This window comes from Mesorhizobium sp. M4A.F.Ca.ET.020.02.1.1, assembly GCF_004022645.1.
In the GTDB taxonomy this organism is placed as follows: domain Bacteria; phylum Pseudomonadota; class Alphaproteobacteria; order Rhizobiales; family Rhizobiaceae; genus Mesorhizobium.
This window is the reverse complement of the sequence record NZ_RZOI01000294.1, coordinates 1-6,857: the sequence shown is the minus strand read 5'-3', so window position 1 is coordinate 6,857 and position 6,857 is coordinate 1. Positions and strand designations below refer to the sequence as shown.

The 6,857-nt window shown below is 65.3% G+C and carries 9 protein-coding genes; 6 read left to right on the top strand and 3 right to left on the bottom strand.

Translation table 11 applies throughout. The features are described 5' to 3' along the window. Positions 1-105 precede the first annotated feature (105 nt). Complete coding sequence (locus EN742_RS18730) at positions 106-945, bottom strand: LOG family protein (RefSeq protein WP_126057194.1); 840 nt, start codon at positions 943-945, stop codon at positions 106-108. Between the two features lie 241 nt (positions 946-1,186). Between EN742_RS18730 and dapD the strand changes: the two genes are divergently transcribed. From dapD to EN742_RS18710, 4 genes are all read left to right on the top strand, one after another. Beyond that, on the top strand, positions 1,187-2,041 hold the full coding sequence (gene dapD, locus EN742_RS18725) for a 2,3,4,5-tetrahydropyridine-2,6-dicarboxylate N-succinyltransferase (protein WP_126057195.1): 855 nt from the start codon (positions 1,187-1,189) through the stop codon (positions 2,039-2,041). A gap of 72 nt (positions 2,042-2,113) precedes the next feature. Beyond that, on the top strand, positions 2,114-2,476 hold the full coding sequence (locus tag EN742_RS18720; protein ID WP_126057196.1) for a DUF805 domain-containing protein: 363 nt from the start codon (positions 2,114-2,116) through the stop codon (positions 2,474-2,476). Then, the gene (locus tag EN742_RS18715; protein ID WP_245455291.1) at positions 2,469-2,846 is read left to right on the top strand and encodes a DUF805 domain-containing protein; all 378 of its coding nucleotides are present in this window, start codon (positions 2,469-2,471) and stop codon (positions 2,844-2,846) included. Before EN742_RS18720 ends, EN742_RS18715 begins: the two co-directional genes overlap by 8 nt. Before the next feature lie 15 nt (positions 2,847-2,861). Next, positions 2,862-3,563: a hypothetical protein gene (locus EN742_RS18710; RefSeq protein WP_126057198.1), complete on the top strand. Its 702-nt coding sequence runs from the start codon at positions 2,862-2,864 to the stop codon at positions 3,561-3,563. Here EN742_RS18710 and EN742_RS18705 read toward each other — a convergent pair. Further along, positions 3,538-4,569, bottom strand: a complete 1,032-nt coding sequence (locus EN742_RS18705) for a 2-dehydropantoate 2-reductase (protein WP_126057199.1) — start codon at positions 4,567-4,569, stop codon at positions 3,538-3,540. The genes EN742_RS18710 and EN742_RS18705 overlap by 26 nt on opposite strands. A 116-nt stretch (positions 4,570-4,685) precedes the next feature. Between EN742_RS18705 and dapE the strand changes: the two genes are divergently transcribed. Further along, complete coding sequence (dapE, locus tag EN742_RS18700) at positions 4,686-5,891, top strand: succinyl-diaminopimelate desuccinylase (RefSeq protein ID WP_126057200.1); 1,206 nt, start codon at positions 4,686-4,688, stop codon at positions 5,889-5,891. Continuing rightward, entirely contained in the window at positions 5,878-6,483 is a 606-nt protein-coding gene (locus EN742_RS18695) for a transporter (protein WP_126057201.1), read from the top strand. The genes dapE and EN742_RS18695 overlap by 14 nt, the downstream gene beginning before the upstream one ends. Here the strand turns inward: EN742_RS18695 and EN742_RS18690 are convergent. Continuing rightward, positions 6,480-6,857 (bottom strand): tRNA pseudouridine synthase A (locus tag EN742_RS18690; RefSeq protein WP_148670151.1); only part of this gene is annotated, 378 nt, incomplete at its 5' end. The genes EN742_RS18695 and EN742_RS18690 overlap by 4 nt on opposite strands.

Sequence of the window (6,857 nt, the reverse complement as noted above, 5' to 3'; positions counted from 1 at the left end):
CTCTAGTACTGACATTCGCTTGCAAGCCGACGAACGCGCTGCTCGGGCCTTTTGCTTGTCGCAGATTGCTGCCGGAAGACCGTGGGCGCTTTTTGCGGAATCCGCCTACAATTTGTAGAAGCGGCTGATGATGTCCCAGGCCTCGTCGGCGGTGTCGACGAAATCGATGATGTCCTGGTCGCCGGGCGTGATGGTGCCTTGCTCGGCGAGGAAATCGAGATCGATCGCACGCTGCCAGAAGGCCTTGCCGAACAGGATCACCGGTACGCGCTCCATGCGGCCGGTCTGGATCAACGTCAGCGTCTCGAAGAATTCGTCCATCGTGCCGAAGCCGCCCGGGAACACCGCGACGGCCTTGGCGCGCATGACGAAATGCATCTTGCGGATGGCGAAATAGTGAAAGTTGAAGCAAAGTTCCGGCGTCACGTAGGCGTTTGGCGCCTGCTCGTGCGGCAGCACGATGTTGAGGCCGATGGAAGGCGCGCCGACGTCGTCGGCGCCGCGATTTCCCGCTTCCATGACACCAGGCCCGCCACCGGTGACGACGACGAACTCACGATAGTAGGAACTGGCCGAATGCTGCGAGCAGAGACGGGCGAATTTGCGCGCCTCCTCGTAGTAGCGGCTGTTCAGCTCGAGGTTCTGCTTCTGCGTCTCGTTCTTCGCCGCCCAGGCCTCGCCGCCGGGCTCCGGAATACGGGCGCCGCCGAACAGGATCACCGTCGACTGGATGCCGCGCTCGGCGAGGATCATCTCCGGCTTCAGCAGCTCGAGCTGCAGCCTGACCGCGCGCAATTCGCGGCGCGTCATGAAGTCAGGATCGTTCCAGGCCAGCCTGTAGGTGTCGGCGCGTGTCTGCGGCGTGTCCGGCACGCTCTTTGCCCGCTCCAGATCCTCATCCGAATGCGGCAGCGGCGTCCATCCCGCCTTTTCCATGGGAGTCATCAAATCCACCCGTCCATTTTCTCCACTTGCGCCGTCCCGTGACGCAGTCGCGATTGACCCCTATCCGACCTTCACATAAGCAGGTTCCGCAAAAGTGTCCCGCGGTTTTGCGACAAGAACCTGCGATAGGCAAAGACTGAGGCAGGCAATTTCGCGAAGCGAACGAAGCCTGCTTGGGTCGGCGCGACTTTGAAACAGGTTAAGGCGCTGTCCCTTAACAGCTTGGTAACGGAGCGAATTGATGTCAAAGCCCGATCTGGCGAGCCTCGAAAAGACCATCGAGAAGGCTTTTGACGAGCGCGACGCGATTTCGACCGCGACCCGCGGCGAGACGCGCGATGCCATCGAGGCGGCGCTCGACCTGCTCGACCGCGGCGCTGCCCGCGTCGCCGAGCGCCAGGCCGACGGCAAGTGGCATGTCAACCAGTGGCTGAAGAAGGCGGTGCTGCTTTCCTTCCGGCTGAACCCGATGGAGATCATCAAGGGCGGTCCGGGCCAGGCGGTGTGGTGGGACAAGGTGCCGTCGAAGTTCGACGGCTGGAGCGCGGTCGATTTCGAGAAGGCCGGCTTCCGCGCCGTGCCGTCGTCGATCGTGCGCCGCTCGGCCTACGTCGCGCCGGGCGCCGTGCTGATGCCGTCCTTCGTCAATGTCGGCGCCTATGTCGATTCGGGCACCATGGTCGACACCTGGGTCGGGGTCGGCTCCTGCGCCCAGATCGGCAAGAACGTGCATCTGTCGGGCGGCGTCGGCATCGGCGGCGTGCTGGAGCCGATGCAGGCCGGTCCGACCATCATCGAGGACAATTGCTTCATCGGCGCGCGCTCGGAAGTGGTCGAGGGCTGTATCGTGCGCGAGGGCTCGGTGCTCGGCATGGGCGTGTTCATCGGCCAGTCGACCAAGATCGTCGACCGCGCCACCGGCGAGGTCTTCTATGGCGAAGTGCCGGCCAATTCGGTTGTCGTCGCCGGCTCGATGCCGGGTAAGCCGCTGCCCAACGGCGAACCCGGCCCAAGCCTCTACTGCGCAGTCATCGTCAAGCGGGTCGACGCCAAGACCCGCTCCAAGACCTCGATCAACGAACTGCTTCGCGATTGATCTTTTCGGGAAACGGACGCACCCTCCGCCGGCGCGACAATCCGTCGCGCTGGTTCAACACGGAGGGGCGTCATGGACTGGAAGTATCTTCTGACAAGCTTCGAGGGTCGCATCAACCGCGCCAAGTTCTGGGCTGGCATCGGTGTATTCATTGTCATCGCCATCATTGCCTTCATTCTCGACGCGATCCTCGGCACGCGTTTCACTACGGCCAGCGGCGGCCAGATCGGCATCATCGGCGTCCTCGTCTCGCTGGCGTCGATCTATTTCGCGATTGCCCTCTATGCCAAACGCTGGCACGACCGTAACAAGTCGGGCTGGTGGACGCTGATCGGCCTTATACCTATCATCGGCGGCATCTGGTTGCTGGTCGAACTCGGCATCCTTGAAGGCACCAGGGGCGCCAATCAGTATGGACCGGATCCGCTTGCCTGAAAAATCCGACCTTACCTGGCTTTTCTTCAAAACCTCGGGCCGCGTCAGCCGCGCGGCCTATTTTCTCGGCGGATTGCTGGTCGCCATCGTCCAGGCATTTCCTCTGTATCGCTTCACGCTGGTGCCAGAAGGCTCGCCCGAGAGCAACATGTGGTCGTTCATCTTCTTCATCGCCTTCATCGGCTCGCTATGGTCGAACATCGTTCTGGCGGTGAAGCGGCTGCACGATCTCGACAAGCCCGGGATCGCGGCGCTGGTGCTGTTCGTGCCGGTCGTCTCGATCGTCGCCTTCCTCGTGCTTTGCCTGTTTCCGGGGCAGCCCGGCCCCAACCGCTATGGCAGGCGCACCAACGCGCCAGCCGATTCCTGAGCGACGATCCTCGCCATGCGCTACCGCACGCTTGATCCGAAGCTGATCATCGAGACCGCCGAGCGGCTGGAGGAGCGCGTCGCCGAGCGGTTTCCCGATGCCGGCCTGCGCGGCGTCGCCGCCGAGCTGGTGTCGCTGTCGCGCGACCTGGCAAAGGGCGCCAAGGCGCTGGAAGCGCCGCTCTGGTGGCTGCGCGGCCTCATCGCCGCCGCCGTCATTGCCGGTGCGCTGGTGTTCGTCTTCGTCGGCACCATCCTGCCGCTCGACCGGCTTTCGCGGACCAGCGACGCCCTGCAGTCGGTGCAAGGCATCGAAGCCTCGCTCAACATGATCATCCTCGCCGTGATCGGCTTCTTGGCGCTGATCAGAACCGAGGAGCGCATCAAGCGCAAGCAGGTGTTTCGCCAGCTGCACGGCCTGCGTTCGCTGATCCATGTCATCGACATGCACCAGCTGACCAAGGACCCGGCGACGCTGTCGGCGAATTTCAAGCCGACCTCGCATTCGCCGGCCCGCATCACCAATGCCGCCGACCTCGCCCGCTACCTCGACTATTGCTCGGAGATGCTGTCGATCACCGGCAAGATCGCGGCGCTGTTCGCCCAGTCCGTCAATGACGCCGTGGTCATCGACGGCGTCAACGACGTCGAGAACCTGGCGTCCAACCTGTCGCGCAAGATCTGGCAGAAAATCACCCTGATCGACGATCAGGTGTGACCGCTTCCGGAGGCAGCCGGGGCGAGCCGCGCTTTTGCTGCTCGGCCTCGCGCACCAGGGCCGCGACCCGTGCCGTCAAGGGTGTCGGAACGCCCGCCTTTTCGGCGAGAGCGAGCACCGCGCCTTGCAATTCGCCGATCTCCGTCGGCCGTCCACGCTGCAGATCGTCCCACATGGACGAGCGCGCCTCGGGGTCGATGGCCAGCATGCGCCGCGCCAGCCGCCGGAACAGCCAGTCGGGCAGTTTGAGCGCCCAGGGCAGCAGCGCCGGGCGCAGGCCGGCAATGCGCGCCGGCCGAATTCGGCAAGCCTTCAACGTCGCCAGCGCCTCATCGATCTGGACGGCCAGGATCAGCCGCCAGCGGCGGTCGGCCAACTCGGTTGCCAACGGCAGTCCGGACAGCGCCACCAAAGCGTTGTTGAGGTTCATCAGCAGCTTGCCCCACAGCACCGCCGTCATGTCGGCATGCGTTTCGACCGCGAGCCCCTCGACATCGAGAAGGTCGGCAAGGCCCGCCACGCCGTCCTCGAGCATCACCTTGCCCTCGCTGGCGCGATGCACGTGAAACGGCGCCTCATCCGGGGACTGCACGACATTGAACGGCACCATGCCGGCAAGCACCCGTCGCCCGGCAAGCCTTGCCCGCAGTTTCTCGGCATTGTCGACGCCGTTCTGCAGGCTGACCACCACCGCTTCCGGGCTGGCATGCGCCGCAACGAGCGCCGCCATCTCCTCGGTGGCGCCGCTCTTGACCGTCACCAGGACGATGTCTGCGCCGCCCAGGGCCTCAGCCGGATCGGCGGTGACGGAAAGCGCCGCGGGCGCGATGCGGCGGTCGCGGCAATCGAGGTCGCTGACCCGCAAGCCATCCTTGCGCAACGCCGCCTCGACGCGCGGGCGCGCCAGCAAAGCCACCTTGCGTCCGGCAAGCGCAAGGCAGCCGCCGACATAGCAGCCGATACTGCCGGCGCCGGCAATGGCGATGGTCTTTTCTTCCCTGGCCATGCGATAGTCTCACCTTGGTCTGCGACTATACGACGTGAAAACCATAATGTCGGCGCCATGGCCGGCCATGACGTCTGGTCGTGACAGGCCTTTCGCTTTCGATTATCGCTTTGTCCATGAAATTGCCCACCGACCCCGCCGCAAATCTTGCCGCCCTGATCCGCTGCCCCTCGGTGACGCCCGCCGAAGGCGGCGCGCTCGCCGCGCTTGAGACAATGCTGAAGCCGCTCGGCTTCGCCGTCGAGCGTCCGGTGTTCTCGGAAGACGGCACGCCGGACATCGAGAACCTTTATGCAAGGCGCTCCGGCAACGGACCGCATCTGATGTTCGCCGGCCATACCGACGTCGTGCCGGTTGGCGACGCGGCGGCCTGGACGCACCCGCCCTTCGCCGCCGAGGTCGCCAATGGCGAAATGTATGGCCGCGGCGCCGTCGACATGAAGGGCGGCATCGCCTGCTTCATCGCCGCGGTGGCGCGCCATGTCGAGAAGGCGGGCGGGCCGAAGGGCTCGGTCTCGCTGCTGATCACCGGCGACGAAGAGGGGCCGGCGATCAACGGCACGGTGAAGCTGCTCGAATGGGCGGCGGGCAAAGGCGAGAAATGGGATGCCGCGATCGTCGGCGAGCCGACCAATCCGGACACGCTCGGCGACATGATCAAGATCGGCCGGCGCGGCTCAATCTCCGGCAGCGTGACCGTCAACGGGCGCCAGGGCCACGCCGCCTATCCGCAGCTTGCAGACAATCCGGTGCGCGGGCTGGTCAGCCTGGTCGACGCCTTGCTCCATCCGGTGTTCGACAAGGGGACGAAGGATTTCCAGCCGACCAATCTGGAGGTCACCTCGATCGACGTCGGCAATCCGGCCACCAACGTCATCCCGGCCAAGGCGACGGCCACCTTCAACATCCGCTTCAACGACACGTGGACGGCCGAGACCATCCAGGCCGAGATCCACAACCGCCTCGACCAGGCGGCCGGGCGCAAGAAGTACCGGCCAGGCAAGAAGGCCCCGGTCGACTACGAGCTCGTCTGGCGCAACCGGCCGAGCCACGTCTTCCTGACCCGCGACGAGCGGCTGATCGACACGCTGAGCAGTTCGGTCAAGGCGACGGTCGGCAGGAAGCCGGCGCTCTCCACCTCCGGCGGCACGTCGGACGCACGCTTCATCAAGGACTATTGCCCGGTGGTCGAGTTCGGACTGGTCGGCCAGACCATGCATATGGTCGACGAACGCGTCGCGCTTGCCGACCTCGAGACGCTGACCGGGATCTATCAGCGCTTCATCGAAGACTGGTTCGGGCAGGACCGTGCTGTCGGCTGACGAAACCTACGCGTCGCTGGCCGGCGCCTGGCGGCTGATGCTCGGCAAGGTCGACGGGCTGCGCCTGCTCGACCTGTCGGCGGACGGCTTCTGGAATTCCTTCTTCGCCATCGTCGTGGCGGCGCCGGCGCTGATCGTCGGCTGGGTCGGCATCGCCAACGAGATCGGCGATCCGAACGCCTTCGCCGGACGCTTCAGCATGCTGCTCAGGCTGGCGACGGTCGACATTGGCTCCTGGGTGCTGCCGCTGGTCGGCCTGGCGCTGGTCGCGCCGCGCGTCGGCATCGGCGGCCGGTTCGTCCACTATGTCGTCGCCAGCAACTGGGCGTCGGCGATCATCGCCTGGCTGATGCTGCCGTCGGCGCTGATCCGGCTTTTCCTGCCCTCGACCAACGAGGTCCCGGGGTTGGTGTCGCTGCTCCTGTTCGCAGTCTCGATGATACTGACCTGGCGCATGACCAATGCCGTGATCGGCAGGGGGGCCGCCGTCGGCACCGCGGTCTTCGCCGGCATGTTCGTGGCCTCGCTGGTCGTGCTGTTCGGGCTGCAGGCGCTGCTCGGCATCACCATACCCACCAGGGTAGAGGGCTAGGATCCTTCCGGATAGTCGACGCCAATGAGGAACAGGCCGTCGGGCGGCGCCACCTGGCCGCAGGCGGCGCGGTCTTGCGCGTCGAGCGCCGCCTTGAGATCGGCAGCGGTCCATGAGCCGTCGCCGACGCGCCTCAGTGAGCCAACCATCGAGCGCACCTGGTTGTGCAGGAAGGAGCGCGCGGAGGTTCGCACCTCGATCAGGTCGCCGGAGCGGCTGACATCCAGCCGGTCGAGCGTGCGAACCGGGCTTTCGGCCTGGCACTGTGTCGAGCGGAAGGTGGTGAAGTCATGGCGGCCGAGCAGAACTTTCGCCGCGTCGTGCATGGCCTCGGCGTCGAGCCGTTTCGGCACCCACCAGACCTTGCCCTTTTC

Bases quoted from the DNA above. Each gene is read 5' to 3' on its own strand.
- EN742_RS18710 (WP_126057198.1), top strand. From the start codon at position 2,862: ATGCGCTACCGCACGCTTGATCCGAAGCTGATCATCGAGACCGCCGAG.
- dapD (WP_126057195.1), top strand. From the start codon at position 1,187: ATGTCAAAGCCCGATCTGGCGAGCCTCGAAAAGACCATCGAGAAGGCT.
- EN742_RS18720 (WP_126057196.1), top strand. From the start codon at position 2,114: ATGGACTGGAAGTATCTTCTGACAAGCTTCGAGGGTCGCATCAACCGC.
- dapE (WP_126057200.1), top strand. From the start codon at position 4,686: ATGAAATTGCCCACCGACCCCGCCGCAAATCTTGCCGCCCTGATCCGC.
- EN742_RS18705 (WP_126057199.1), bottom strand. From the start codon at position 4,569: ATGGCCAGGGAAGAAAAGACCATCGCCATTGCCGGCGCCGGCAGTATC.
- EN742_RS18730 (WP_126057194.1), bottom strand. From the start codon at position 945: ATGACTCCCATGGAAAAGGCGGGATGGACGCCGCTGCCGCATTCGGAT.